The organism is Kitasatospora sp. NPDC088742 (assembly GCF_055584905.1).
This window is the reverse complement of record NZ_JBVJLD010000008.1, coordinates 141,620-166,105: the sequence shown is the minus strand read 5'-3', so window position 1 is coordinate 166,105 and position 24,486 is coordinate 141,620. Positions and strand designations below refer to the sequence as shown.

At 73.0% G+C, this 24,486-nt stretch carries 21 protein-coding genes; 12 read left to right on the top strand and 9 right to left on the bottom strand.

Annotated elements, in window-relative coordinates; all coding sequences use genetic code 11:
* Window positions 1-79: 79 nt before the first annotated feature.
* From ACZ6ZR_RS10125 to ACZ6ZR_RS10115, 3 genes are all read right to left on the bottom strand, one after another.
* Window positions 80-2,362 (bottom strand): FdhF/YdeP family oxidoreductase, encoded by a 2,283-nt coding sequence (locus tag ACZ6ZR_RS10125; RefSeq protein ID WP_465641291.1) that lies wholly within the window; start codon window positions 2,360-2,362, stop codon window positions 80-82.
* Window positions 2,363-2,550: 188 nt separating this feature from the next.
* Window positions 2,551-4,392 (bottom strand): FAD/NAD(P)-binding protein, encoded by a 1,842-nt coding sequence (locus ACZ6ZR_RS10120; RefSeq protein WP_465641290.1) that lies wholly within the window; start codon window positions 4,390-4,392, stop codon window positions 2,551-2,553.
* Window positions 4,389-5,336, bottom strand: a complete 948-nt coding sequence (locus ACZ6ZR_RS10115) for an amino acid ABC transporter permease (RefSeq protein ID WP_465641288.1) — start codon at window positions 5,334-5,336, stop codon at window positions 4,389-4,391. Before ACZ6ZR_RS10115 ends, ACZ6ZR_RS10120 begins: the two co-directional genes overlap by 4 nt.
* Window positions 5,337-5,639: 303 nt before the next feature.
* On the opposite strand from ACZ6ZR_RS10115, the gene ACZ6ZR_RS10110 reads away from it, so the two are divergent.
* The 7 genes from ACZ6ZR_RS10110 (at window position 5,640) to ACZ6ZR_RS10080 (ending at window position 12,132) form a co-directional block, all read left to right on the top strand.
* On the top strand, window positions 5,640-6,764 hold the full coding sequence (locus ACZ6ZR_RS10110; RefSeq protein ID WP_465641286.1) for an LLM class flavin-dependent oxidoreductase: 1,125 nt from the start codon (window positions 5,640-5,642) through the stop codon (window positions 6,762-6,764).
* Window positions 6,761-7,246 carry a GNAT family N-acetyltransferase gene (locus tag ACZ6ZR_RS10105; RefSeq protein WP_465641284.1) on the top strand — a complete coding sequence of 162 codons (486 nt, stop codon included), beginning with the start codon at window positions 6,761-6,763 and terminating at the stop codon, window positions 7,244-7,246. Before ACZ6ZR_RS10110 ends, ACZ6ZR_RS10105 begins: the two co-directional genes overlap by 4 nt.
* The gene (locus ACZ6ZR_RS10100; RefSeq protein WP_465641282.1) at window positions 7,243-8,178 is read left to right on the top strand and encodes an ABC transporter substrate-binding protein; all 936 of its coding nucleotides are present in this window, start codon (window positions 7,243-7,245) and stop codon (window positions 8,176-8,178) included. The genes ACZ6ZR_RS10105 and ACZ6ZR_RS10100 overlap by 4 nt, the downstream gene beginning before the upstream one ends.
* Window positions 8,179-8,180: 2 nt before the next feature.
* Complete coding sequence (locus tag ACZ6ZR_RS10095; RefSeq protein ID WP_465641280.1) at window positions 8,181-9,128, top strand: amino acid ABC transporter permease; 948 nt, start codon at window positions 8,181-8,183, stop codon at window positions 9,126-9,128.
* On the top strand, window positions 9,125-9,892 hold the full coding sequence (locus tag ACZ6ZR_RS10090; protein WP_465641278.1) for an amino acid ABC transporter ATP-binding protein: 768 nt from the start codon (window positions 9,125-9,127) through the stop codon (window positions 9,890-9,892). The genes ACZ6ZR_RS10095 and ACZ6ZR_RS10090 overlap by 4 nt, the downstream gene beginning before the upstream one ends.
* 5 nt (window positions 9,893-9,897) lie before the next feature.
* Window positions 9,898-10,884 (top strand): ABC transporter substrate-binding protein, encoded by a 987-nt coding sequence (locus ACZ6ZR_RS10085; RefSeq protein ID WP_465641276.1) that lies wholly within the window; start codon window positions 9,898-9,900, stop codon window positions 10,882-10,884.
* Between the two features lie 75 nt (window positions 10,885-10,959).
* Window positions 10,960-12,132 carry a serine/threonine-protein kinase gene (locus tag ACZ6ZR_RS10080; protein ID WP_465641274.1) on the top strand — a complete coding sequence of 391 codons (1,173 nt, stop codon included), beginning with the start codon at window positions 10,960-10,962 and terminating at the stop codon, window positions 12,130-12,132.
* Here the strand turns inward: ACZ6ZR_RS10080 and ACZ6ZR_RS10075 are convergent.
* From ACZ6ZR_RS10075 to ACZ6ZR_RS10055, 5 genes are read right to left on the bottom strand one after another with little or no spacing between them, the layout of a single operon-like run.
* Entirely contained in the window at window positions 12,056-13,012 is a 957-nt protein-coding gene (locus ACZ6ZR_RS10075) for an STM4011 family radical SAM protein (RefSeq protein ID WP_465641273.1), read from the bottom strand. The two genes, ACZ6ZR_RS10080 and ACZ6ZR_RS10075, sit on opposite strands and share 77 nt — an antisense overlap.
* Window positions 13,009-14,307 (bottom strand): STM4012 family radical SAM protein, encoded by a 1,299-nt coding sequence (locus tag ACZ6ZR_RS10070; protein ID WP_465641271.1) that lies wholly within the window; start codon window positions 14,305-14,307, stop codon window positions 13,009-13,011. Before ACZ6ZR_RS10070 ends, ACZ6ZR_RS10075 begins: the two co-directional genes overlap by 4 nt.
* Window positions 14,304-15,116 carry an STM4013/SEN3800 family hydrolase gene (locus tag ACZ6ZR_RS10065; protein ID WP_465641335.1) on the bottom strand — a complete coding sequence of 271 codons (813 nt, stop codon included), beginning with the start codon at window positions 15,114-15,116 and terminating at the stop codon, window positions 14,304-14,306. Before ACZ6ZR_RS10065 ends, ACZ6ZR_RS10070 begins: the two co-directional genes overlap by 4 nt.
* Window positions 15,117-15,148: 32 nt before the next feature.
* Entirely contained in the window at window positions 15,149-16,231 is a 1,083-nt protein-coding gene (locus tag ACZ6ZR_RS10060) for an STM4014 family protein (protein WP_465641269.1), read from the bottom strand.
* The gene (locus tag ACZ6ZR_RS10055) at window positions 16,228-17,160 is read right to left on the bottom strand and encodes an STM4015 family protein (protein WP_465641267.1); all 933 of its coding nucleotides are present in this window, start codon (window positions 17,158-17,160) and stop codon (window positions 16,228-16,230) included. The genes ACZ6ZR_RS10060 and ACZ6ZR_RS10055 overlap by 4 nt, the downstream gene beginning before the upstream one ends.
* A 200-nt stretch (window positions 17,161-17,360) precedes the next feature.
* Here ACZ6ZR_RS10055 and ACZ6ZR_RS10050 point away from each other — a divergent pair, with 200 nt between their 5' ends.
* The gene (locus ACZ6ZR_RS10050; protein WP_465641265.1) at window positions 17,361-18,212 is read left to right on the top strand and encodes a fumarylacetoacetate hydrolase family protein; all 852 of its coding nucleotides are present in this window, start codon (window positions 17,361-17,363) and stop codon (window positions 18,210-18,212) included.
* Window positions 18,213-18,345: 133 nt separating this feature from the next.
* Here ACZ6ZR_RS10050 and ACZ6ZR_RS10045 read toward each other — a convergent pair whose 3' ends face one another.
* On the bottom strand, window positions 18,346-19,125 hold the full coding sequence (locus ACZ6ZR_RS10045) for a TetR/AcrR family transcriptional regulator (protein WP_465641263.1): 780 nt from the start codon (window positions 19,123-19,125) through the stop codon (window positions 18,346-18,348).
* A gap of 133 nt (window positions 19,126-19,258) precedes the next feature.
* Here ACZ6ZR_RS10045 and ACZ6ZR_RS10040 point away from each other — a divergent pair, with 133 nt between their 5' ends.
* The 4 genes from ACZ6ZR_RS10040 (at window position 19,259) to ACZ6ZR_RS10025 (ending at window position 24,439) form a co-directional block, all read left to right on the top strand.
* Window positions 19,259-19,966, top strand: a complete 708-nt coding sequence (locus ACZ6ZR_RS10040) for a rhomboid-like protein (protein ID WP_465641261.1) — start codon at window positions 19,259-19,261, stop codon at window positions 19,964-19,966.
* A gap of 83 nt (window positions 19,967-20,049) precedes the next feature.
* Window positions 20,050-21,762 (top strand): DUF885 domain-containing protein, encoded by a 1,713-nt coding sequence (locus ACZ6ZR_RS10035; RefSeq protein WP_465641259.1) that lies wholly within the window; start codon window positions 20,050-20,052, stop codon window positions 21,760-21,762.
* A 145-nt stretch (window positions 21,763-21,907) separates the two neighbouring features.
* Entirely contained in the window at window positions 21,908-23,386 is a 1,479-nt protein-coding gene (locus tag ACZ6ZR_RS10030; RefSeq protein WP_465641333.1) for an MFS transporter, read from the top strand.
* An 84-nt stretch (window positions 23,387-23,470) separates the two neighbouring features.
* Window positions 23,471-24,439, top strand: coding sequence for a carbohydrate kinase family protein (locus ACZ6ZR_RS10025; RefSeq protein ID WP_465641257.1), 969 nt, complete (start codon window positions 23,471-23,473; stop codon window positions 24,437-24,439).
* Window positions 24,440-24,486 lie beyond the last annotated feature (47 nt).

Below are 24,486 nucleotides of genomic sequence, written 5' to 3'. Positions count from 1 at the left end.
TGACCTGGTGTCAGATTAGGTGCAAATCCGACATATTGGCCCACTGTTCCGGAGGTGTCGCTCCCTCAGGGGTGAATGCTCAGAGCCCGCTGTCCGGTTCGAAGCGGATCACCACGGCCTTCGAGGTCGGCGTGTTGCTGATCTCGGCGGTGGAGTCCAGCGGCACCAGCACGTTGGTCTCCGGGTAGTACGCCGCCGCCCCGCCCCGGGCCACCGGGTAGTGCACCACCTGGAAGTGCGGGGCCCGCCGCTCGGAGCCGTCCCGCCACTCGCTCACCAGGTCGGTGTACGAGCCCTCGGCCAGGCCGAGCTCCGCCGCGTCCTCCGGGTTCACCAGGACCACCCGGCGCCCGCCGGAGATGCCCCGGTAGCGGTCGTCCAGGCCGTAGATCGTGGTGTTGTACTGGTCGTGCGAGCGCAGGGTCTGGAGCAGCAGCCGGCCCTCGGGGACCACCGGGGCGGTCAGCGGGTTGACGGTGAAGTTCGCCTTCCCGGTGTGGGTGGGGAAGGTACGGCTGTCCCGGGGGCCGTGCGGCAGGGCGAAGCCGCCGGGCGCGCGGACCTTGGTGTTGTAGTCGTCGAAGCCGGGGACGACCCGGGAGATCCGGTCCCGGACGGTGTCGTAGTCCTCGGCGAACCGCTCCCAGGGCAGCTCGTCCTGCTCGCCGAAGACCGCCCGGGCCAGCCGGCAGACGATGGCGGGTTCGGAGAGCAGGGTGTCGGACGGCGGGCGCAGGCCGCCGCGCGAGGAGTGCACGATGCCCATCGAGTCCTCGACGCTGACGAACTGGGCGCCGTCCGCCGTCCAGTCCCGGTCGGTGCGGCCCAGGGTGGGCAGGATCAGCGCGCGGGCGCCGGTCACCACGTGCGAGCGGTTGAGCTTGGTGGAGACGTGCACGGTGAGCGTGCAGCGGCGCATCGCCGCCTCGGTCACCTCGGTGTCCGGGGTGGCCGCGACGAAGTTGCCGCCCATCGCGAAGAAGACCTTCACCTTGCCGTCCCGCATGCCCCGGATGGTGTCCACCGAGTCCAGCCCGTGCTCGCGCGGCGGCGCGAAGCCGAACTCCTTCTCCAGCGCGTCCAGGAAGGCCGGGGCGGGCCGCTCGAAGATGCCCATGGTGCGGTCGCCCTGCACGTTGCTGTGCCCGCGGACCGGGCAGACGCCCGCGCCGGGCTTCCCGACGTTGCCGCGCAGGAGCAGGAAGTTGACGACCTCTCGGATGGTCGGCACCGCGTGCCGGTGCTGGGTCAGGCCCATCGCCCAGCAGACGATCACCTTGCGGGAGGAGAGGGTCAGCTCGGCCAGCTGCCGGATCTGCTCCCAGGGCAGCCCGGTGGCGGCCAGCACCTCCTCGCGGGTGGTGGCGGCGGCCTCGGCGGCGAACTCCTCGAAGCCGTGGCAGTGCTCCTCGACGAACGCGCGGTCCACGCCGTCCGGGGCGGCCAGGATCAGCTGGTTCAGCGCCCGGAACAGGGCGAGGTCGCCGCCGAGCCGGATCTGCAGGAAGAGGTCGGTGAGCTTGGTGCCGTTGCCGGCCAGGCCGCGGGCGTTCTGCGGGTTCTTGAACCGCTCCAGGCCCGCCTCGGGGAGCGGGTTGACGCTGACGATGGTGGCACCCGCGCGCTTGGCCCGCTCCAGGGCGGAGAGCATCCGGGGGTGGTTGGTGCCCGGGTTCTGCCCCGCCACGATGATCAGGTCCGCCTGGTAGAGGTCCTTCAGGCTGACGCTGCCCTTGCCGACGCCGAGCGTCTCCACCAGCGCCGAGCCGGAGGACTCGTGGCACATGTTGGAGCAGTCGGGCAGGTTGTTGGTGCCGAGGCGGCGGGCGAACAGCTGGTAGAGGAACGCGGCCTCGTTGCTGGTCCGGCCGGAGGTGTAGAAGGCGGCCTCGTCGGGGGAGGCGAGCTGCTTCAACTCCTCGGCGACGATGGCGAAGGCGCGCTCCCAGGAGACGGGCGTGTAGTGGCTCGCACCCTCATCGAGCAGCATCGGCTCGGTGAGGCGGCCCTGCTGGCCGAGCCAGTAGCCGGAGCGCTCGGCCAGCTCCGGGACGGAGTGCCCGGCGAAGAACGCGGCGGTGATCCGGCGCTCGGTGGCCTCCTCGGCGACGGCCTTGGCGCCGTTCTCGCAGAACTCGGCGCTGTGCGTCTTGCCGGGCTCCGGCCAGGCGCAGCCGGGGCAGTCGAAGCCGTCCGGCTGGTTCACCTTGGACAGGGTGGCCAGCACGCGCTTGGGGCTCATCTGCTCGGCCGCCATCCGCAGGCTGTGGCCGACGGCGGTGAGGCCGGCGGCCGCGTGCTTCGGATCGGTGACCTTGGCCCGGTCCTGCGCGGGGTCGACCTGCGGCGGCTGCTTCGCCATGACGTCCTACTTCCTCGTACGGACCAATCCGCCTCCATCGTAGGTGCGGGCTCAGGGAGTGGGCCCGGTAGGGCAGCGATCCAGGGGCGCGAGGAACTGCGCGAATCGGAAGGCGGCTCACCTGCAACTGAACCGCCGTCAGCCAGTTGCACGTGCTGCCGTTCCCCCGCGCGCAGTTCCTCGCGCCCCTAGGTCGCCGCAACTGGACGTCGCGTCTCCAGGGGAGCCGTCTCCAGCAGCAGCCGGCGGGCGACCGCGTCGTTCTGGCGGAAGCCCGGTGCGTTGGTGCGGGGCCGGGCGAAGGCGGTGTGGGTGCGGGCGGTGGTGAACGGGCCGAGGGCGGTGCGGCGGGGGTGGGGGGTGCCGTCGGGGGAGAGGATGCGGGCGTCGGGGGCGATGGCGAGCAGGCCGGTGGAGTGGAGGCCGCGCAGGACGGGGTCGGTGGTGCGGTCCAGGGTGTGTTCGGGGAGGTAGGCCTCGACCAGGGCGGTGCCGTGCACCACGTGCCCGGGTACCTGCGGGCTGGTGGCGGTGAAGGTGCCGGTCCGCTCGTCGGTGCCGACGGACAGCTCTCCGCCGAGGAACCGCACCACCCCCGCCTCCGCCAGTGCCACCAGCTCCCGCAGCCGGAACCCCGGCGGTCCGGAGGCGAGGAAGCTGAAGAACCCGGGCCACCACCCGTCCGGCTCCTCGGCCACCGAACGGTCCGTCAGCCGGGGCAGTTGGCCGAAGAGCGAGAGCAGGGCGAGGAAGGCGCCGAGGTCGGCGCTGTACGCGGGGTCGGCCCGCCGTTCGGCGTCCGCCTCGACGTACGCGACCAGGTGGGTCTGGAACTCCTCGGGGGTGAACTCCCGTCCGGCCAGCGGCCGGTCGAGCCGTTCGAAGTCCAGCCGATCCGCCGGGTCCGGCACGGCCTTGGCCACCAGCTCCGCCAACTCGGCGTCGTACCAGCCCAGTCGGTCGTACTCGGCGAGGAACTCGGCCCACCCCAGGGCGACTCGGGACGGGTGGGCGTGGAAGAGCTCGTGGTAGTACCCGAAGCCGATCTCCTTGGCCATCGACGGCCAGACGTCCCGCCGCAGTTCGAGCTTCCCGGGACGGTCGAGCAGCCCGTCCACCGCCGCCTGGTCGAAGTAGCGGGGGAGCGGGGCGGGCGGCCCCTGGAGCCGGTAGCCGGTCTTGGAGTGGTAGGGCACGCCGCGCCGCGAGCCGACGTGCAGCACGGGCTCGGCGCCGGAGGGCAGGTAGCGCAGCCGCCCGTCCGGGCCCTCCTCGTAGCGGCCGCCGCGGCCCTCGGTGAGCAGGACCAGCAGGTCGACGAAGGCCAGGCCGAAGCCCCGGACCAGGGTGTGCTCGCCGGGGGCGAGGCCGCTGAGGTCGGTGTCGGCGGTGAAGGCGGGCGGTAGGTGGAAGAGGCCGTGGCGGTCGGCGAAGGCGGTGAACCGGGCGTGCCGGGGGTCGGGTTCGGCGGCCAGGTGGCCGAGGGTGAGTACCACCCGGTCGGCGGTCAGCACCCGGTCGGAGAGCTCGACCAGCTGCGGGCCGTCGGCCGGGCCGGTGACGGAGAGCGCGGTGTCCCGGTGCACGGTGACGGTGACCTGCGGGGGCAGGTCCGCGACCGCCCGGCGGAACACCCAGTCCAGGTAGGCGCTCTGGGCCCGGCGGGTCGGGAAGTCGGTGGGCGCCAGGGCGCGCAGCTCGGCCTCGACCGCCGCCGAGGCCACCGGCTGGTACGGCGCGAACTCCTCCGGCCGGCACGCCCATTCGGCCAGTGAGGGCCCGGGGCGGACCGGTCCGTCGATCACCGAGCGCTCGTCGGTGAACATGGTGACGTCCTCGGCCATCGAGTTCATCCGCAGCAGGGCGGACTGCTCGTGCCGCCAGATCCGGCCCGGGCCGGCCGGGTGCGGGTCCACCAGGTGGATGTCCAAGGGGCGGTCCGGGGGCAGGAGTTGGTCCGCGTTGGCGGCGATCCGCTCCAGCAGGCCGGTGGCCCGGGGGCCTGCGCCGACGATCACCAGGGTGCTCATGCCCGCGCCCCCGTCCGGGCGGAGGGCCGGGTGGTGAGCGCCCGCAGCCGCTGCCACGGGGTGGGTGGCAGCCCGCCCCGGCTGCTGCCGCGCGCGTAGTAGCGCTCCAGGTAGTACTGGCCGGCCGAGAGCAGGCTGGTCACCGCGATGTACCAGAGGGTGGCGACCAGCAGCAGCGGGATCACCTGGTAGGTCTGGTTGTAGATCAACTGGGCGGAGTAGAGCAGGTCCTGGACCGCCAGCACCGAGACGATGCTGGTCCCCTTGAGGGTGCCGATCAGCATGTTCCCGGCGGTCGGCACGATCGAGCGCATGGCCTGCGGGACGACGATCCGGCGCAGTACCCGGGTGCGGCCGAGGCCGAGCGCCTGGGCGGCCTCCAGCTGGCCGTGGTCCACCGAGAGGATGCCGCCGCGGACCACCTCGGCGGCGTAGGCGGCCTCGTGCAGGGTCAGGCCGATCACGGCGGTCAGGGTCGGGCCGAACAGGTTGACCGTCTTCACGGTGAGGAACTCCGGGCCGAACGGGAGGCCCAGGCCCACCGTCGGGTAGAGCGCGCCGATGTTGAACCAGAACAGCAGCTGGACCAGCAGCGGGGTGGACCGGAAGATCCAGACGAAGCCCCAACTCAGGCTGCGCAGCAGCGGGTTGTCGGTCAGCCGGAGCACCGCCAGCAGGGTGCCGAGGGCGAAGCCGAGCACCATCACGGCGGCCGTCAGCCAGAGGGTGAGCAGCAGCCCCTGGGTGACCGCGGTGGTGGTGAAGTACTGCGCTACCACGTCCCACTGGAAGGCGGGGTTGCGTACCACCGAGTTCAGCACCAGGGCGAGCACCAGCAGGGCGAGGGCCGAGGCGGCCCACCGGCCCGGGCGGCGCCGGGGCACGATCGGCGGGTCGTCGGGGAGGGTGGAGGTCTCGGGCGCGGGGGTGAGGACAACGGCCATGGGGCGGCTCCGGATCGGCGGGCCGTCGCGCCGGCCGCGCCCCTCAACGCGTCCGGTTCCCGATCGTAGGCAGCCCACCCGCGCCGCTGTCAAGGCCGCTCCGAGCGGGCCGACGTTGCCTGCTGTGACCCGACTGATAACAGAACATGAAGGAATCCCAGGGCAGTTGACGCCCCGTGAGGCCCGCTGTTCCACTCGATCCACCGGAGCCGCCCCTGAGGCCGTCTCCGAAGCCTCCACTCCCGCCGCCGCGCGCACCCCTTCCCCTCGCACCGCCATGTCCGCACGTCCGAAAGGCCCGCCATGCCCGTCGAGTTCCTCGGTATCGCCGCCACCAACGACGGCTCGGAGACCAACCCCCGCAGCGGCGGCGCCTTCGACCGCGACTACACGCTGCGGCTGGCCCGCGCCCACGAGGACAACGGCTGGGACCGGGTGCTGTTCGCCTACGCGGCCGGTTCGCCGGACCCGGCGCCGGCCGCCGCGTACATCGCGTCCAGGCTGGACACCCTGCAGATCCTGCTGGCCCACCGGCCGAACGTCTCCTACCCGACCTTCGCGGCCAAGACCTTCGCCACCCTGGACCAGATCAGCGGCGGCCGCCTGACGGTGCACTTCATCACCGGCGGCACCGACCAGGACCAGCGCCGCGAGGGCGACTACGTCACCAAGGACCAGCGGTACGACCGCACCCGGGAGTACATCGCCCTGGTGAAGAAGATCTGGACCACCACCAGCCGCTTCGACCACCACGGCGAGTACTACCGGTTCGAGGACTTCGTCGCTGACGTCTTCCCGGTCCAGCAGCCGCGCCCGCAGGTCTCCTTCGGCGGCTCCTCGGACGCCGCCTACGCGGCCGGCGGGGCCGAGGCCGACGTCTTCTGCCTCTGGGGCGAGCCGCTGGCCCGCACCGCCGAGCAGATCGAGCGGGTGCGGCAGGCGGCGAAGGAGGCCGGACGCACCGACACCCCGCGCATCCAGGTGGCCTTCCGCCCGATCATCGCGCCGACCGAGGAGCTGGCCTGGGAGAAGGCGCACCGGACGGTGGAGCGGATCCGCACCCGGGTCTCCGGCGGTGGCCTGCTGCTCCGCCCGAAGGGCGCGGAGGGCGAGTGGGCGCCGGAGAACACCGGCTCCCAGCGGCTGCTGGAGATCGCCGCCGCCGGCGAGCGCTACGACCGCGCGCTGTGGACCCCGACCGCCGCCGCGACCGGCGGCGCCGGCAACTCCAACGCCCTGGTGGGCACCCCGGAGACGGTGGCCCAGGCGCTGCTCGACTACTACGACCTGGGCGTGGACATCCTCTCGGCCCGCGGCTACGACCTGCTGGACGACGCCGTCGACTTCGGCCGGTACGTCATCCCGATCGTCCGCGAGGAGGTCGCCAAGCGGGACGCGGCCAAGGCCGCGGTGGCCCCCGCCGCATGACCGGCCTGCTGGAGGTCCGCCGGGTCCGCTTGGACGACGCCCTCGCCGAACCGCTGGTCCGCGAGCTCACCCACGAGTACGTGACCCGCTACGGCCCGCAGGGCGCCGAGGAGATGACCCGCTACCCGGCGGCCGAGTTCGCCCCGCCGGACGGCACCCTGCTGCTCCTGCTGACGGACGGCCAGCCGGTGGCCGGCGGTGCCTACCGCCGCCACGAGTCCGGCGCGGCCGAGGTCAAGCGGATGTGGACGCACTCGGCCCACCGCCGCCGGGGCCTGGCCCGCCGGGTGCTGGCCGAGCTGGAGGCCGAGGCCGCCCGCACCGGCTACCGGCGGATGTACCTCACCACCGGCCCGCGCCAGCCCGAGGCCAAGGCGCTCTACCTGGCGTCCGGCTGGACCCCGCTGTTCGACCCGGCGGCCCCCGGCACCGGACCGCTCCCCTTCGAGAAGCACCTGCACCGAAAGGCCCAGACCCCGTGAGACGCACCTCCGCCCTGACCGCCGCCGCCCTGCTGCCACTGGCGCTGGCCACCGCCTGCGGCTCCGGCCCGGCCAACGCCCCGTCCCAGGCCGGGAGTTCGGCGGTGGCGGCGGCGAGCCAGGACGTGGTCTCGGCGGTCGCCAAGGTCGACTCGGTGGCGGCCCTGCTGCCCGAGGAGGTCCGCAAGGCCGGCACGCTCAAGCTGGGCGGCTCCTCCGGCACCCCGCCGGCCGCCTTCTACCCGGACCCGGCGGTGAAGAAGGCGGCCGGGATCGACGTGGACTTCACCGACGCGGTGGCCAAGGTGCTGGGGATCCGCATCCAGCGCGAGGAGGCCGCCTTCGAGACCATCCTGCCCGCGCTGGACAGCGGCAAGTTCGACCTGGGCACCGGCAACTTCGGTGTCACCACCGCCCGGTTGAAGACCATCGACTTCGTCACCTACATCAACGACGGCCAGGGCTTCGCGGTGAAGAAGGACGACACCGCCCGGCAGCCGGTCAAGGAGATCACCGACCTCTGCGGCCTGACCATCGGCACCGGTGTCGGCACCACCTTCGAGACCACCCTGAACGCCAAGAAGAACCTCTGCACCGACGCCGGCCGGAAGGCCTACGAGGTGCGCGCCTACTCCGACTCGGGCGCCACCCTGACCAGCCTCCAGCAGGGCAAGGTCGACCTGGTGATGTCCACCATCAACGGCCTGCGCCACCAGGCCGCCCAGCCCGCCTCCGGCACCCGCTTCCTCAGCGAGTTCCGCCGCCTGGACGTCGGCTTCGCCTTCAAGAAGGGCTCCCCGCTCACCCCGGCCTTCCAGGGCGCCGTCAACCAGCTGATCCAGAACGGCACCTACGCGAAGATCCTGGCCAAGTGGGGCACCGCCGAGTCGGCCATCCCGAAGTCCGAGATCAGCCCGCCCGAGAGGCCCTGACCATGACCGCGACCGTGACCGAGCGGCCGCCGGTGGCCGAGGAGGACCTCTCGGCCCTGCCGGTGGTCCCGGCCCGCCACCCGTGGCGGCTGGTGGCCGGGGTGCTGGCCCTGGTGGTGGTGGCCCAGTTCGTCCATGGGCTGGCCACCAACCCCGGCTGGGACTGGCCCACCTTCCGGGCCTTCGTGACCGCCGACACCATCCTGCGCTCCGTCGGGGTGACCCTCCAACTCACCCTCTACGGAACGGTCCTGGGCTTCGCCCTGGGTGCGGTGGTGGCCCTGCTGCGGCTCTCCCCGAGCCGGATCCTGCAGACCATCGCCTGGGCCTACGTCTGGGCCTTCCGCTCCATCCCGCTGATCGTCCAGCTGGTCTTCTGGTTCAACCTCTCCTACCTCTACAAGGAGTTCGGCTTCGGCATCCCGTTCGGCCCCACCGTGGCGAGCTTCGAGACCATGGACCTGCTCGGCGCGCTCGGCGCCGCCGTCCTCGGCCTGGCGCTCCATCAGGCCGCCTACGCCGCCGAGATCATCCGGGCCGGGGTGATCTCGGTGGAGGCCGGACAGCTGGAGGCCGCCGCCGCCCTCGGCATCCCCCGGCTGCGCCAACTGCGCCGGATCGTACTGCCGCAGGCCATGCGCGCCATCCTGCCGAACGCGGGCAACGAGGTGATCTCGCTCTTCAAGGGCTCCTCGATCGTCTACGTGATGGCGATCGGCGAACTCTTCTACCAGGTCCAGGTGGTCTACGGCCGGACCGGCCGGGTGGTGCCGCTGCTGATGGTGGCCACCGTCTGGTACGTGGTGCTGACCACCCTGCTCTCCATCGGCCAGTACTACCTGGAGCGCCACTTCGCCCGGGGCGCCGACCGCACCCCGCCGCCCACCCCGTGGCAGCAGCTGCGGTCGAGGCTCCGTCAGATCCCCGTCGCCGCAGGAGGCCGGGCATGACCAGTACCGCGATGGTGGACGTCCGCGGCGTCCGCAAGTCCTTCGGCCGGCTGGAGGTGCTGCGCGGGGTCGACCTCCAGGTCGCCGCCGGGTCGGTCACCGTGGTGCTCGGCCCCTCCGGCTCCGGCAAGTCCACCCTGCTGCGGGCCATCAACCACCTGGAGAAGCTCGACCGGGGCCACGTCACCATCGACGGCGAGCTGATCGGCTACCGCCGCTCGGGCGGCAAGCTGTACGAGCTGAAGGAGCGTGAGGTGCTGCGCCAGCGCACCCACATCGGCTTCGTCTTCCAGAACTTCAACCTCTTCCCGCACCTGACCGTGCTGGAGAACGTCACCGAGGCCCCGGTCGGCGCACTGCGCCGCCCCAAGGCCGAGGCCCGCGCCCAGGCGCTGGCCCTGCTGGAGCGGGTCGGCCTGGCCGACAAGGCGGACGCCTACCCGCGCCAGCTCTCCGGCGGCCAGCAGCAGCGCGTCGCCATCGCCCGGGCGCTGGCCCTGGAGCCCAAGGTGCTGCTCTTCGACGAGCCCACCTCGGCGCTCGACCCGGAGCTGGTCGGCGAGGTGCTCGACGTCATCAAGGACCTGGCCCGGGCCGGCACCACGATGATCGTCGTCACCCACGAGATCGGCTTCGCCCGCGAGGTGGCCGACACGGTGGTCTTCATGGACGGCGGCGTGGTGGTCGAACAGGGCCCGCCCGCCGAGGTGCTGGACCGCCCACAGCACGAAAGAACCCGCACGTTCCTCGCCAAGGTCCTCTGATCCCGATGGAGTTCATCACCGTGTCCGCGCACCGCCGTGCCGCCCTGCTCGCCCTGCCCGCCGTCGCCCTGCTGCTCGCCGCCTGCGGCGGCCCCGCCCCGGCGGCGGAGAGCAAGGGGAACACCGCGCCGGACGGCACCAAGGTCAACCTGACGGCCGATCAGAAGCGCGTCACCACCGCCAAGGTGGACGCGATCGCCGCCCTCGTCCCGGAGGAGATCCGCAAGCGCGGCACGCTCAAGGTGGTCGACTCGCTCGGCACCGTCCCGCCGCTGGACTTCTACGCCGACGACAACAAGACCATCATCGGGGTGGAGCCGGACGTCGCCTTCCTGATCGGCGACGTGCTGGGCCTCAAGGTCGAGCTCAACCCGGTCTCCTGGGAGAACATCTTCGTCGGCCTGGACTCCGGCAAGTACGACCTCGGCCTGTCCAACATCACCGTCACCGAGGCCCGCAAGGAGAAGTACGACTTCGCCACCTACCGGCTGGACATCCTCGGCTTCGAGGCCAAGAAGGGCTCCGGCTGGAAGGTGACCGGCCCCAAGGACGTGGCCGGCAAGACCATCTCGGTCTCCTCCGGCACCAACCAGGAGAAGCTGCTGGTCGCCTGGAACGAGGAGAACGTCAAGAACGGCCTCAAGCCGGTGGACATCAAGTACTTCCAGAACTCCTCGGACTACTACCTGGCCCTCGGCTCCGGCCGGATCGACGCCCACCTCGGCCCCAACCCGGTCGCCGCCTTCCATGCCGCGCAGACCGGCGAGACCGAGATCGTCGGCACCTACTCGGGCGCCGGGGCCCAGGTGCTCGGCAAGATCGGCGCCACCACCAGGAAGGACAACGGGCTGGTGAACGCGCTGCACCAGGCGCTGGACACCGTCATCAAGAACGGCACCTACGGCCAGGTGCTCAAGCGCTGGGGGCTGGAGAACGAGGCCGTGCAGTCCTCCGAGCTCAACCCGGTCGGTCTGCCGAAGACCAACCAGTAGCCAGGAATTCTCCTCCCGGCCGCCCTCGTGTGGTGGACTCGCCTCGACACGACGGGACTTGGGGGAGAAGACGAGATGCAGGCCGGGGACGTACTGGACGGCAAGTACCGCCTGGTGGACGAGCTGGGCCGGGGCGGCTTCGGCGTGGTCTGGCGGGCCGAGGACACCCGGCTGGGCCGGGAGATCGCGGTCAAGGTGATCTCCGAGGCGGCCTACCGGAGCCCGGCCGACCTGGAGCGGTTCACCGACGAGGCCCGGGCGGTGGCCTCGCTGAACCACCCGCACATCGTCACCCTGCACGACCTGGGCGAGAGCGAGGGCCTGCACTTCCTGGTGATGGAGCTGGTCCGGGGCCGCTCGCTGTCCGCCCTGGCCCGCCAGGTCAAGCTCGAACTCCCGCAGGTGCTCGGCTGGTTGGGCCAGGTCTGCGAGGCGCTGGCGGCCGCCCACCGGGCCGGGGTGGTGCACCGGGACATCAAGCCGGAGAACATCATGATCGCCGACTCCGGCACCGCCAAGGTGCTGGACTTCGGCATCGCCCGGCTGGACGGCCGGGCCGCCGGGCTCACCACCGTCGGCACGGTGATCGGCAGCCCGCCCTACATGGCCCCCGAGCGGTGGACCGGGGGGAAGGTGGACGGCCGCTCCGACCTCTACGCGGTCGGCTGCATCCTCTACGAACTCTGCGCCGGGAAGCCGCCGTTCGGCGCCGAGGACGTCTTCGTGGTGATGCACGGCCACGTCAGCGACCCGCCGCCCCGGCCGCGCGAGCGCGTCCCGGGCCTGCCGGCCGAGCTGGAGGAGCTGATCCTCGAACTGCTCGCCAAGGACCCGGAGCAGCGCCCCCCGGACGGGCTGACCGTGGCCCGGCGGCTGGCCGCCGTCCCGCTGACCACCGCGGCCGAGCTGCGCCGACGGGCCGACGAGGCATGGACGCTGGCCTCCGCCGGGGCCCCGGCCGAGGCGGCCCGCCGGCTCTGGCCGCTGATCGGCGAGCTCTCCCGGGTCTGCGGGCCGCACGACCCGCGCACCCTGCGCGCCTGCCACGACCTGGCGCTCTGCCAGGCCGCCGAGGGCCGCTTCGCCGAGGCGGCCGGGCTGATGGCGGACGTGCTGGCCACCGGCGTCACCGGCCTGGTGGCCGAGGACGCCGCCCGCGACCTGGCCCGGTTCACCGCCCGGCTGACCGGCCAGACGGGGCCGGTGGGGGGTCAACTCGCCCTGCTGGTGGGCCGGTCGGAGCAGTGAGCAGCTGCGGCACGCGCTCCAGTACCCCCGCGCCGAAGACCTCGTACAGCGGCAGCGTCTCCAGGTGGACGTACCCGATGTGGCAGTCGCAGACCGGCAGCGGGCAGGGCCGCTCGGCCAGCGCGGCCCGGTAGGAGCCGTCGTAGAGGTTGCCGAGCGGGGCGCGGACGAAGTGGCAGCGCTGCACCGAGCCGTCGCCCATGACCGAGACCACCGAGGAGCCGGTCCGGCAGGGGCGGCCCTCGCTGGGGTGCGGGTGGCGGCTCCAGACGAACAGCGGGTCGACCGCCTGCCAGTCGGCGGCCTCGGCCTCGGTGTACGTCCGGCCCTCGGCCGCGTTCACCCAGAGGTAGGTCCCCGGGTTCAGCGCAGCGCGCAACTCCCGGGCCGGGGCCAGGTGTTCGGGCTGGCCGACGATGCCGACGCTGTGCCGGACGCCGAGCGCGTCCAGCTCCCGGCACTTGGCCAGGAAACGGTCGAGGGTGACCTGCCCGGGGTGGTACGTCACCCAGAGCGCGAGGGTGTCCAGGTCGGCCTCGGCCAGCCAGCCGGTGCGGCAGCTGAGGTTGGTCTGGATCGCCACCCGGCGGACGTTCGGCAGCCGGCTGAGCTCCACCATCGCCCGCCGGTACCAGGAGCGGACCAGGCCCTCTCCCCAGGGGGTGAAGAGCACCGAGAGCCCGGGCTGGGTCGGCGCCCAGGCGCAGAACCGCTCCAGCGCGGCCCGGTCGACCCGCAGGGTCTGCGGGCTGTCCCGCCGCTTGGCGAACGGGCAGTACGGGCAGTCGTAGTCGCAGGAGGAGAGCGGGCCCCGGTAGAGGACCGTCAACTCAGGTGGCGGCGGGGGCTGTTGGCCGGGCAGGCCGAGGAAGGTGGTCATCGCAGCTCGTACTCCGCCATCGCGGCCGCCACCGCCGGGGAGAACAGCGCGGGGCCGACGGCGTCCGAGTACGCCAGCCCCTCGGCGGTCAGCGCCAGCCGGCCACCGCTCTCGGCGAGCCAGCCGCGCCCGGCGAAGGAGGCCAGCTCGGCCGGGAAGTCCTCGGCCGGGGTGGAGCCGAACCGCCGCCGGTAGTCGTCGAGCCCGAGCCCCTCCGCCTGGAGCAGCGACTGCAGCAGGTGGCGGCGGCGGGCCTCGTCCTCGGTCATCTCCCGGCCCACCTCGGCGTGCCCGAAGTCCTCGGTGGCCACGTAGGCGTCGATGATCGAGCGGACCTCCTTCGGGTCCACCGCGTAGTCGAAGGAGTAGTGCAGCCGGGAGGTGTAGGAGCGGGCGCCGCAGCCCAGCCCCACCATGCCGTCGGTCTGGCAGCTGTACTCGCCCGCCACCTCGGCGGGGGCGTCGGCCCGGCGGAACATCCGCATCGAGACCTGCCGGTACCCCTGCGCCAGCAGGTGGTCCCGCCCGGCCCGGTAGAGCGCGAGGCGGCGCCCGTCCCAGTCCTGCGGGGTCTCCCGGCGGGCCAGGCCGGTCAACGGCCGGACGTAGAGCGGGTAGAGGTAGAGCTCCTCCGGCCGCCAGGCCAGCGCGGCGTCCAGCGAGCGGAGCCAGCTGTCCTCGGTCTGCCCGTCGATGCCGTAGATCAGGTCGATGTTGAGCACCGGGAAGCCGGCCGCCCGGATCCGGCCGAGCGCCGCCTCCACCTCGGCCCGCTTCTGCGGGCGGACGGCCGCCCGGGCCTCCTGGTCGTCGAAGGACTGCACGCCCAGGCTGAGCCGGGTGGTGCCGCGCTCGGCCAGCACCGCGAGCCGGTCGGCGGTGGCGGTGGCCGGGGAGGCCTCCACCGAGAGCGGCACCGCCCTCAGGTCCACGCCGGTGTGGCGCTCCGTCAGGTCGCAGAGCCGCTCCAGCTCACCCGCCGTCAGGTAGGTGGGGGTGCCGCCGCCGAAGGCCGCGAGGGCGAACCGGGCCCCCTCGTCCAGGGCGGCCCGGACGGCGACCGCCTGCCGCTCCAGGGCGTCCAGGTAGGCGGTGGTCAGGCCCTCCGGGCTGCCGATCCGGGTGAACAGGTTGCAGAAGCCGCAGCGCACCTCGCAGAACGGGACGTGCACGTAGAGCGAGAGCGCCTGCTGCGGCTCGCCCCGCCAGAGCCCGGAGAGCTCCGGGCGCTCCGGCAGCCGGCGGTAGGCGGTCTTGTGCGGGTAGGCGTAGACGTAGGACTGATAGGGCCTCATGAACCTTGCCGCTCCAGGGAGAAGTGTGCGTACGGCACTGTCCAGACCACCTCGTGGCCGATCCGGTGGCCGGTGTAGCCGTCCTCGCCGTAGGCCGTTCCGTGGTCCGAGCAGACGATCGCGAAGCAGGGCCGCCGGGCGCTCATCGCGGCGAACAGGCGGCCCAGGTGGGCGTCCACGTACTCCAGCGCGGCCGCGTGGCTGGCCCGGGTGTCACCGTCCTCGCGGGTGGCGCCGGGCAGGTGGAACCAGTTGGGCTGGTGCAGGGCGGAGACGTTGAGCAGCAGGAAGAGCGGCTGCTCCGGCGGCTGCCGGGCCGCCACCCCCTCCACGCACGCCACCTGGGCCTCGAAGGAGGTGGGGGAGGGGACGCCGAACTCCGGCTCCCAGTGGCTCTCCTGGAACATCCCGGGCAGTACCGAGCCGAGCGGCCCCTGCTTGTTGAAGAAGCCGACCCCGCCGACGCAGACCGTCCGGTACCCGGCGGCGGCCAGCGCGGTGGGCAGGTCGGGGGCGTCGAAGACCCAGGTCCGCTCGGCGGTGCTCTCGGAGCCGCCGAAGCGGGCCGCGAACAGCCGCGGGTGCGGGCCGTCCGGCGAGGCCGGGGTGGGCAGGAAACCGGCCAGGATCGCCTGGTGGGCGGCGTAGGTGAAGCTGCCGGGGGAGTGCCGGCGCTCCCAACGGCCGCCCGGGAGCACGGCGCTGAGGTTCGGCAGCCGTCCGGCGGCGGCCAGCTCCTCGGCCACGTCGAAGCGGAGCGTGTCCAGGGTGACCAGCAGCAGGTCGTGGCTGCCCACCACCTCGTTCATGTCGGGAGTGCGGGGCATGCCGGGGGTTTCGTTCACGTGCTTCCTTCGAGCAGCGCCGCCATCTGGGCGCCGTAGGTGTCGAGTCCGGGGGCTGGGCCCTCGGGGAGGCCGGGCAGGTTCGGCAGCAGGTCGCCGAAGGCGTTCACCTCGCCGACGTGCCAGCGCCGCCAGCCGGCCGAGGGCAGCACGTCCACGCCCACCATCGGCAGGCCGGGCAGGCAGGCGGCGACCCGTTCGCCGAGCTCCAGCAGCCCGGTCCAGTGCGGCCCTGCGGCGGCCCGCAGCTCCGTCAGACCGCCCCGGCGGCCGCCCAGGTGAAGGTTGGTCAGCGGCCCGGCGGCGGTCCTGGCCACCACATGGGTGACCCGGCCGCCGACCACCACCAGCCGCAGGTCGGCCGAGCGGCCGCCGAGCGCGGCCTTCGGCACCCACCGCTCCACGTGCAGGCCGTCCGGGGCCAGCCGGTCCACGATCGCGGCGATCCGCTGCTCGTCGGTGTAGCGGCGGACCCGGAGCGAGTTGTGCAGCCCGTCCGGCGCGAGCTCCACCGAGGTGGTGGCGTGCACCCGGCCGCGCGGGCCGAACTCCAGCGCCAGCACACCGGCGGCGGAGGAGCCGTGCGTGGGCTTCACGAAGGCCCTGCTCATCCCGGCCGCCGCCAGCCGCCCGCGCAGCCCGTCCCAGCCCTCGACCGGGCCGCCGCCGAGCGCCCGGGGCACCGGGACTCCCTGAGCCGTCATCAACTCATGGGTGGCCCGCTTGTCGCAGACCACGGCCACCTGGGCCGGGTCGGCCAGCAGCCGGGCGCCGGGGGAGCGGCCGACCGCCTCCGTCAGGACGTCCAGGCCGCGCAGCAGCCCGGCGTACCAGGCGGCGCTGCCCTCCACCCTGGTCGGCGCGTACCCCGGGCCGCGCAGCAGCGCGTCCACCTCCGGGTCCTCGCCGGGCGAGTCGACGCGGACGGCCGCCCCGGCGGGCACCTCGACCTCGCCGCTCAGCACCTCCCGCCAGGGCAGCAGCACCGGCGCGGGCAGCCCGGCGGCCCGGACCGCCGCCGTGAACAGCTCCACCCGGCGGTGGCCCGGGTGGCCGACCACCGCGTGACGGACCGTCATTCGCCGTTCGCCACGTACCGCCAGTCGTCCTCCGGGTCCTCGGCCTCGGAGAGGTCCAGCTCGACCCCGGGCAGCGCGGCGCGCAGCCGCTGCTGCATGGCCTCGGTGAGGTAGTGGTGATGCAGGTCGAGCCGCCGCAGGTGGGTGAGCCCGAGCAGCGACTCGGCGCCCTCGTCGGTCAGGGTGCCCATCGCCAGGCTCAGGCCCTCCAGCCGGGCGGTCAGCGGGGCGGCGGCCACCGCGGCGGCCAGCCGGTCCTGGCTCATGCCGTTCTCCAGGCCCAGGTGGCGCAGGGCCGGGAAGAGCCCGCCGGCGAGCAGCGGCGCGAGGTCCTCGTCGGTGGTGGTGGCGCCGTAGTCGGAGGTGCCGAGCCAGAACTCCAGCCGCTCCAGCGCGGGCAGCCCGGAGGCCAGCACGGCCCGCACCACCTCGCCCGGCAGACCGCCGGACTCGAAGCGCAGCGCCCGCAGCCGCCCGTGCTCCACCGGCTCCAGCTTCAGCCCGCCGTTGCCCTCGTAGTCGCCGTCGGCGCCCCGGACCACCAGCTCCTCCAGCTCCGGAAAGGCCGTCAGCAGCGGGGTGACGTCGTCCATCTGCAGCCAGGAGATCTCGCACTCCTCGAAGGTGACCTCACCGAGGAAGAGCGCCCGCAGCCCCGGGAACCGTGCCGCGTCGGCGGCCAGCGCGGTGACCACCGGCGTCACCAGCTCGTACTCCTCCTCCCACCACGGCCCGATCACCAACGCCCGCACCCGGGTGGTGTCCACCGCCGTGGTGAAGGCCGCCCAGACGGCCGCGAAGTCCTGCCCGCCGTCGTACTCCACCTGCACCCGCCAGGCCACCGACTCCGGCTCGGGCAGAGCGTCGGGGCCGGTGAAGTCGTGGACCGGGAGCCCGTGGAACTCCTCGATGTGCTTGCTGATCGCCATGGGGACCTGTCTATCAGTCAGCTCCGACGGAGTACCGGGGGCCCGCTGTCAAGCGTGCTGGACACTGATTCGGGGCCCTCGTGGCTTGGATGAATTGATAGGAATCCGCCCACTGGACACCTCTGGATCGCAGGCCGAAACGGTTGATATACCTCGGATGCTCCTCCATGGCATGCGACGAACCAAGGTGGTGAAGGGCAGTGAAGCTCCTCCGAGTCGGCCCCCAGGGCGCCGAGCGCCCCGTGGTGCTCGGGCAGGACGGCACCGCGTACGACCTCTCCGGACTCACCGGCGACATCGACGGGGCCTTCCTGGCCACGCTCGACCCGGCCGCGCTGGCCCGGGCCGTCGCGGCCGGCGAACTGCCGGTCACCTCGGTCGAGGGCGAGCGCACCGGCGCGCCGGTCGCCCGTCCGGGCAAGGTGGTCGGGATCGGCCTCAACTACCGTGACCACGCGGCGGAGGCGGGCGCGGCGATCCCGGCCGAGCCGGTGGTCTTCCTCAAGCCCTCCAACACGGTGGTCGGGCCCTACGACGAGGTCCTGGTGCCGCGCGGCAGCACCAAGACCGACTACGAGGTCGAACTGGCCGTGGTGATCGGCCGGACGGCCCGCTACCTGGACGACCACGCGGCGGCGGCCTCGGTGATCGCCGGCTACGCGGTGGTCAACGACGTGACCGAGCGGGCCTTCCAGTTCGACCGGGGCGGCCAGTGGGACAAGGGCAAGTCCGCCGAGACCTTCACCCCGCTCGGGCCCTGGCTGGTCACCCCGGACGAGGCCGGGGACCCGCAGGCGCTCGGCCTGCGCCTCTGGGTCAACGGCGAGCTGCGGCAGGACGGCTCCACCGCCGAGATGATCTTCCCGGTGGTCGAACTGGTCCGCTACCTCAGCCACTTCATGGTCCTGGAGCCCGGCGACGTGATCGTCACCGGCACCCCCGCCGGCGTCACCCTCGGCCGCCCGGGCACCCCGTTCCTCCAGCCCACCGACGTGGTGGAACTCGAGGTCGACGGCCTCGGCCGCCAGCGCCAGACCCTCGGCAAGGCATAGTCGGAACAAGGTCGTGCTTTCGGGGGCGCGGGGAACCGCGCGAGTCGGAAGGCGGCTCACCAGCAACTGAGGGCACATCAGCCAGTTGCACGTGCTGCCGTTCCCCTGCGCGCAGTTCCCCGCGCCCCCGGGATCACCTCCCGAGGCGCTCCAGGAGAGCGACCGCCTTCGGGTCCTGTGCGAGGAGGGCGGCGAGCACGCCCGCGGTCTGCGGGTCGTGGGCCGCCGTCGCGGCGGTCATCACGACGAACTGGTCGATCAGCCAGTCCCGCAGGGACTCCGGGTCGATCTGGCGCCCCTCGTCCAGCCAGCTCATGGCCGAGGCCTCGACCACCGAGATCCAGGAGCGGACCAGCAGGGTGAGCCGGGGCCCGGCGGCCTCCCGGACGCCGAGGTGCCGGACGGTCCGCCGCAGGGCGACCCGCCGTACCTCGTCCACGATCGCCCCGGTCCGCGCCGTCTCCACGACGGACCCGCCGCGCAGCAGCGCCGCGTACCCGGTGTGGTGCTCGGCGACGAACGCGAAGTAGCTGTCCAGCACCGCCGCGAGCTGCCCCGTCGGCGTGCCGTCGCCCGGCACGGTGAAGCGCCCCGACAGTTCCTCGGCCGCGCTGCGCAGGGCGGCCTCGTAGAGCTGCTGCTTGCCGGCGAAGTACCGGTAGACCAGCGGCCGGGAGGCGCCGGCGGCCTCGGCCACGTCGTCCAGGCTGACCTCCTCCGGCGGGCGGGAGGCGAACAGCTCCAGCGCCACCGCGATCAGCTGCTCCCGGCGCTGCTGCACCGGCAGCCGCCGGTAGCCGGGCCGCCGGGCCGACGTGGCCGCGCCGGACGGGAGCCCGGCCGGGAGCTCCGCCGGGACCTCCGCCGAAGCCGGAGCGGTGGCCGGGTTCGTGGTCGGGATCGTCGCAGTCATGGCCGCCAGGGTAGCCGCCCGCCAGGTCCGTACCCCTCCCCCGATCTGCCCCGATTCCGGCGGGTCAGCGCCACAAATCAGAACATAACGGACCATCATGTCAGCGGAGGCCGCACCAGCAGGGGAGTCCGGGTTGCAGGAGAGCGTGAACGAGCAGCCCGCACGCCTGGGCATGGCCCCGCGCGCGGGGCGGGCACTCTGGCGGTACGTCAGGGCGGCCCCCGGTACGTACTGCTGGCTGCTGCTGCTCGCTATCACCAGCTTCGTGGTGGCCCGGATCGACCCGGCCAACCTGGACTGGTTCCTGGGGAAGCGGTCCACCAACATCGACCAGCTGCGGTCGCACCCGGTGCACGCCCTGCTGGCCAGCGCGATCTGGACCGAGTCGTCCTCCTTCCCCTTCTACTTCGTGATCTTCAACGTCTTCCACGTCCCGGTCGAGCGCTGGCTCGGCACCTGGCGCTGGCTCACCGTGGCGCTCACCGCGCACGTGCTGGCCACCTTCGTCAGCGAGGGCATCGTCGCCTGGGGCGTGGACGTCGGCCGCCTGCCGGAGAACATGGCCACCACGGTGGACGTCGGCGTCTCCTACGCGCTGGCCGGGGTCGAGGGCGTGCTCACCTACCGGTTCGCCGGACGGTGGCGCTGGATCTACGGGACCGGGCTGCTGTTCTTCTACCTGCTGCCCCTGGTCACCTCGCACACCTTCACCGACCTCGGCCACTTCTGCTCGGTGCTGATCGGCCTGAGCTTCTACCGCTTCGCCCGGGGCCGCCCGGTCTGGGACCCGGTCGAGGCCCTGCGCTCGCTGCGCCACCGGCCCGGCCGGGCGGGGCGGTGACTGCTGGAGGCAGTTTCTGACAGTGGTCCGGCAACCCTCCCCGGGGGGCTTGCAAACCGGCCCTCCTGCGCGAGGATGGCCGGATGGTTGAACAACTGATCAACTCCGACAGCGACGGCTCCACCCCTCGCCGCATCGCCGATGCGTACGTCCACGCCCTCGTCGCCCTCGACCCGCTGACCGCGGTCTACCTCGGGCTCGGGCCCGAGGACGACGACCGGCTCCCCGACCTCTCCCCGGCCGGCCAGGCCGCGGTGGCCGAGCTGGCCCGCCGGACCCTGGCTCGGCTGGACGCGGCGGAGGCCGCAGGCGCCGCCGCCGACGACGCCGAGCGCCGCTGCGCCCGGCTGCTGCGCGAGCGGCTGACCGCCGAACTCGCCGTCCACGAGGCGGGCGAGGACTACCGCGCCGTCCGCAACCTCTCCTCCCCGCTGCACGGGGTGCGCGAGATCTTCGACCTGCTGCCCACCGGGACCCCGGAGCAGTGGGAGCTGATCGGCCGCAGACTGGCCCGGGTGCCCGCCACCCTGGCCGGGTACCGCGAGCTGCTCACCGAGGGCATCGAGCGTGGTCTGCTCTCGGGCCCCCGTCAGGTCACCACCGTGGTCGGCCAGTTGGGGGAGTGGCTGGAGGGCGGCCCGGGCGGCTGGTTCGGCCGCTTCGTCGCGCCCGCCCCGGCCGGGCAGCAGGAGGCCCTGACCGCCGCCGCGGTCTCCGCCGCCGAGGCCTTCGCCGAGCTGCGCGACTGGCTGCGCGACGTCTACGGCGCGGCCGCCGCCGGCCGGCCCGACACCGTCGGCCGCGAGCGCTACGCCCGCTGGGTCCGCTACTGGACCGGCTCCGACCTCGACCTGGACGAGGCGTACGCCTGGGCCTGGGGCCAGTTCCACGAGCTGGACGCGCAGATGCGGGCCGAGGCCGGCAAGGTGCTGCCCGGGGCGACCCCGATGGAGGCGATGGCCTGGCTGGAGAAGGACGGCCCGGCGATCCAGGGGGAGGCCGCCGTCCAGGAGTACCTCCAGGGTCTGATGGACGGGGCGATGCGCGACCTCCAGGGCGTGCACTTCGACCTGGCCGAGCCGCTGCTGAAGGTCGAGTCCCGGATCGCCCCGCCCGGCAGCGCCGCCGCCCCGTACTACACGGCCCCCTCGCTGGACTTCTCCCGCCCGGGCCGGACCTGGCTGCCGCTGCTCGGCCGGGAGAGCTTCCCGGTCTGGGACCTGGTCTCCACCTGGTACCACGAGGGCGTCCCCGGCCACCACCTCCAGCTGGCCCAGTGGACGTACTGCGCCGACAAGCTGTCGACCTATCAGGTCACCCTCGGCGGGGTGAGCGCCAACCTGGAGGGCTGGGCGCTGTACGCCGAGCGCCTGATGGACGAGCTCGGCTACCTGACCGACCCGGGCCACCGGCTCGGCTACCTGAACGCGCAGATGATGCGCGCGCTGCGGGTGATCGTGGACATCGGCATGCACGTCGGCCTGGACTTCCCGGCCGACTCGCCGTACCGGCCGGGCGAGGCGATGCTGCCGGACGACGCCCGGGAGTTCTTCGGCCGCTACTGCGGGCTCTCCGCCGAGTTCCTGGACAGCGAACTGATCCGCTACCTCGGCCTGCCCGGCCAGGCGATCGGCTACAAGCTCGGCGAGCGCGCCTGGCTGCGCGGCCGGGAGGCGGCCCGGGCGGCCGCCGCGGCCCGGGGCGAGGAGTTCGACCAGAAGGCCTGGCACATGGCCGCGCTCTCCCAGGGCTCGCTGGGCCTGGACGACCTGGTCGAGGTGCTGGCCGCACTGTAGGGCTCGTCCGACGCGACGGCCGCCCGGGCACCGGCCCGGGCGGCCAAATTGCCGTTGATCCGTCCGGGGGATTCCCTGGATAGAGCAGCTCGGAGAGAGCGCGCTCTCTCCGGTGTCTCCCGGAAGGCGGCCCACGGTGTCCCATCTGCATGCTCCCGAAGACCGCACGGCCGAGTCCCGCCGCTGGTGGGCACTGGCCGTGATCGCCATCGCCCAGCTGATGATCGTGCTGGACGCGACCATCGTGAACATCGCACTGCCATCCGCCCAGCAGGACCTCGGCATCACGGACGCCAACCGGCAGTGGGTGATCACCGCGTACACCCTCGCCTTCGGCGGACTGCTGCTGCTCGGCGGCCGGATCGGCGACCTGTTCGGCCGCAAGCGGACCTTCACCGTCGGCCTGCTCGGCTTCGCGGTGGCGTCCGCGATCGGCGGTCTGGCCACCGAGGGCTGGATGCTGTTCGCCGCCCGTGCCCTCCAGGGCGCCTTCGGCGCGGTGCTCGCCCCCTCGGCGCTCTCGCTGCTGTCGACCACCTTCACCGACCCGAAGGAACGCTCCACCGCCTTCGGCGTGTTCGGCGCGATCGCCGGCTGCGGCGCCGCGATCGGCCTGATCTCCGGCGGCCTGCTCACCGAGTACCTGGACTGGCGCTGGTGCCTGTTCGTCAACATCCCGATCGCCCTCGGCGCCGCGACCGGTGCGTTCTACCTGCTCCAGCACGACCACGTCGAGAAGCACCACCGGACCAGGCTCGACCTGCCGGGCGCGGTGCTCGGCTGCGGCGGCCTGCTGGCCATCGTCTACGGCACCTCGGAGGCCACCGGCCGCGGCTGGGGCGACTGGCTGGTGCTCGGCTGCCTGGCGCTCGGGGTGCTGCTGCTGGCCCTGCTGGTCGTGGTGGAGAAGCGCACCGCCAGCCCGCTGCTGCCGCTGCACATCATCGGCGACCGCAACCGCGGCGGCGCCGCGCTGGCCGTCGGCATGGCGATGATCGGCATGTTCGGCCTCTTCCTCTTCCTCACCTACTACCTCCAGGTGATCAAGGGCTACTCGCCGGTCATGGCGGGCGTCTCCTTCCTGCCGATGACCGCGGCGATCATCATCGCCTCCACCGGTTTCGCGGCCCGGCTGATGACCCGGGTGCCGTCCCGGAACCTGGTGGTGCCCGGCCTGCTGCTGGCCGCGGCCGGCATGGCCTGGCTGATCAACCTCAAGGTGGACAGCTCCTACCTGACGATGGTGCTGCCCAGTGAGCTGCTGCTCGGCTTCGGCATGGGCCTGATCTTCATGCCGACCATGAGCCTGGCCACCCTCGGGGTCGCCCCGAACGAGACCGGCGCCGCCTCCGCCGTCATCAACACCGCCCAGCAGGTCGGCGGTTCGATCGGCACCGCGCTGCTCAACACCATCGCCGCCAGCGCCACCACCACCTACCTGGTGAGCCGGGACGGGGGCGACGCGCTGGTGCGGGCCCAGGGCGCCGTGCACGGCTACTCGGTGGCCACCGTGGTGGCCATGGGCATCCTGCTCGCGGCTTCGGTGATCGCCTTCCTGATGATCGACCACCGGCCGGCCCCGGGGGAGGCGGAGACCGAGCGGGTGGTCCACGCGGCGGTCTGACCGTCCGTCAACTCCCGGCAATCCCTTGCGGAAACATTCCGCAAGGGATTGCCGTCGTACGGGCGGCCCTGGTTGACTCCCGGCATGACCGAGAACGACCTGCTGGTGGTCGGCGGAGCCGGCGTCGACACCATCGTCCGGGTGGACCGGCTGCACCTGCCGGACGCCGATTCGCAGTCCGTCCCGCCGGTACGGGACTACGCCGCGCACACCGGCACCGGCGTCGCGCTCGGCGCGCACCGGCTCGGGCTGCGCACCACCTTCGTCGACTACCTCGGCGACGATCCGCAGGCCGAGCTCCTGCTGGCCGAATTCCGGCGCCACGGGCTGCCGTTCGACCACCTGGTCTCCCCGGACGGCACCCCGCGCTCGGTCAACCTGGTGGACGCGGCCGGGCGCCGGTTCTCCTTCTACGACGGCCGCCACCCGGCCGCGCTGCGGCTGCCCCCGTCCTTCTACCTGCCGCACCTGGAGCGCAGCCGGCACGTCCACCTCTCCATCACCGGCGTCAACCGCGACATGTTCGGGGACGTCCGGCGGCTCGGGGTGACCAGCTCGACCGACCTGCACGACTGGGACGGCGAGAACCCGCACCACCTGCACTACGCGCTCAACGCCGACCTGGTGTTCCTCTCGGCGGCGGGGAGCAGGGGGCGGACGGAGGCCCTGATGCGGCGTGTCCTCGCGGACGGCCGGGCGCGGGTGGTCTGCGCCACCGACGGCGCGGCCGGCAGCCACCTGCTCACCCGCGAGGACCCCGCCACCGTCCACCACGTCCCCGCCACCGACCCGGGCCGCCCCGTGGTCGACACCAACGGCGCGGGCGACGCCTACGTCTCCGGCTTCCTCCACGCCTGGCTCGCCGGACGGCCACCACGGCACGCCGCCCACTCGGGCGCGGTCGCCGGGGCGTACGCCTGCACGGCGGCGGGGACGCACACCGCTCTGATCGACGTCGCAACGCTGGAGGAGGCCATGCCGGGGGCGCGAGGCTCTGCTGATCTGCGGCTCCGCCGCGGGGCGCGGGACGGAAGGCGGCTCACCGGCAACTGAACCGCCGTCAGCCAGTTGCAGGTGCTGCCGTTCCCCTGCGCGCCCAC